Source organism: Candidatus Methylomirabilota bacterium (genome assembly GCA_036002485.1).
GTDB lineage: Bacteria > Methylomirabilota > Methylomirabilia > Rokubacteriales > CSP1-6 > AR37.
The window spans coordinates 1-1,515 of sequence record DASYTI010000021.1 but is presented as its reverse complement, the minus strand read 5'-3'; the positions used below and the strand labels follow the sequence as shown (position 1 = coordinate 1,515).

At 68.5% G+C, this 1,515-nt stretch carries 1 protein-coding gene; it reads left to right on the top strand.

Annotated features, from left to right (window positions below; translation table 11 throughout):
• Positions 1-313: 313 nt before the first annotated feature.
• The coding region (locus VGT00_02470) for a carboxypeptidase regulatory-like domain-containing protein (GenBank protein ID HEV8530262.1) at positions 314-1,515 on the top strand (1,202 nt) is incomplete at its 3' end.

Below are 1,515 nucleotides of genomic sequence, written 5' to 3'. Positions count from 1 at the left end.
GATCGCGGTGCGGTCGGGATAGATGGCGGCCGAGCGCGACAGGAATCGCAGCGGCGTCAATGGCGAGAAGTTGGCGGGGCCGGACCCGAGTCCGCTCGCGAAGATGCTCTCTGGCATGGCTGTCATCCGTTCCCTGTCTCGCTCGATCGCCCCGTGAGCCTAGCGCCCCGCCCGACAGCGCGCAAGCGCAGGTCGAGTTCTTTCTCTTGCGGCGGGCAGGGCTACCATTGGCGCCCGGTGCCCGCCCCTTGACCACGAGCCCGCGGCGGCGGAGGATGACTCGGGGCCCAAAAGGCCCAGGAGGAGCACGCCCATGCGCAAACTGCACACGCTCTTCGTCGCCGCGGTCCTGATCGTCCTGGGCCTCATCTGGTTCGGCGCCGCCGAGTTCGCGCGGCCAGCCCGGGCGGCCAACGCCGACTCCCTGGATGGGCTGGCGTCATTGTCCGGAACGGTGCAAGCTCCGAAGCCGTTCAAGGCCGCCCAGGTCCACATCATGAACGTGGACAAGCAGGTGCTCTTCATGGTGTACACGAGCGGCGGGCGCTACCGAGCACCGAATCTCTTCCCCGGCGACTACGAGGTGACGGTCCGCAAGGCGGGACTCGCCGCCGACACGCAGAAGATCACGCTCGCGGCGGGCGTCAAGGCGACGCTCGACTTCGCGCTCCGCGAGCAGGCGGGCCCGGGCGTGCGGCAGGGCGAGTTCGGGTTCACGTCGGGCGCGGGGACGGACGTGAAGCTCCTCTCCTACGATGAGCTCTATCCCCGCGAGCCCGGCCGCGTGCTGCTCGAGAAGAACTGCACGTACTGTCACGGGAAGAATTTCTTCCCGAGCAAGCAGTACCACGAGACACAGTGGAATGCGTTCATCGACCTCATGACGGGCGCCACGGCGAGCGAGCGCGGCGCCATGGTCCCGCCGGGCGCCCTGAGTCAGCCGGATCGGGCGACCCTCCTCGCGTACCTCGCCCGGCACTTCGGCCCCGGCAGCCCCCCGCGCGGGCTCCGGGCCGAGGCCGAGTTCCCCGTGGACGAGGCCGCGCTGGGCAAGGCCATGTACGTCGAGTACTACTTGCCCCTCGATCCCAAGCTCGACGCCGGCAACAAGCAGCGGCGCACGCAGCAACCGCACTTCGACCAGCAGGGCAACGTCTGGTACACCGACCGCAGCATCCCCAACCGCATCGGACGGGTCGACCCGCGCACGGGCGAGTTCAAGGACTGGGTCATGCCCGATCCCAAGGCGGATCCCCATGGCCTCACGGTGGACGCCAGGGGACACGTGTGGTTCGCGGAGACAGCCGGGTTTCATCTGGGCGAGCTCGATCCCGCGACCGGCAGCATCATCCGGTATCCGATGGATTCCACCGGGCGGAGCAAGGGCCGCGGGCACAGTCCCGTGGTGGACTCGAAGCAGAACGTGTGGTTCACGGTGATCCTGGGGGACATGATCGGCAAGTGGGACCGGCAGACCGGCAAGTCCACGGTGTGGAAGGTGCCCACGCAGGGCGC